Consider the following 369-nt stretch of genomic DNA (forward strand, 5'->3'; position numbering starts at 1 on the left):
CGCGTATTCGGGGATTTTTTGTCCGCTTTTTAGCTAAAAAAGTAAAATTCGCATGGGCATTAATTTGTCACGTTATCTTTTTCAACTCTATTTTTTACTCAGGGTTGACACCGGTGTCAATTCGATGCGTTAATACAGTGACACCGGTTGTCAGGGTTGGTGTGAGAGGCTCCGTGGTTGCGTAGCTTTGAAGGGTTTAATCATAGTTTCTCTGTGCTGTTATTTACGTGGAGTCTGTTATTGCTACTGAGCCTTTGTCCTCTAACTAATAGATAGGAGCTAAATTATGTTCCACGCTCGAATTGAAGATGTCACCAAACGCGTTATTGAACGCAGTTAACAACCCCGGCTAGATTATTTTGCTAGTCT

1 protein-coding gene is annotated in these 369 nt (G+C 41.5%); it reads left to right on the plus strand.

What is annotated here, in order from left to right; all coding sequences use genetic code 11:
- Positions 1–185, plus strand: a 185-nt coding sequence (locus tag CWB60_RS20820; RefSeq protein WP_212746876.1) for a hypothetical protein, incomplete at its 5' end; no start/stop codon positions are given.
- Between the last annotated feature and the right edge of the window lie 184 nt (positions 186–369).

Origin of the sequence: Pseudoalteromonas sp. S327 (assembly GCF_005886415.1) — a bacterium.
GTDB classification, from domain to species: domain Bacteria; phylum Pseudomonadota; class Gammaproteobacteria; order Enterobacterales; family Alteromonadaceae; genus Pseudoalteromonas; species Pseudoalteromonas atlantica.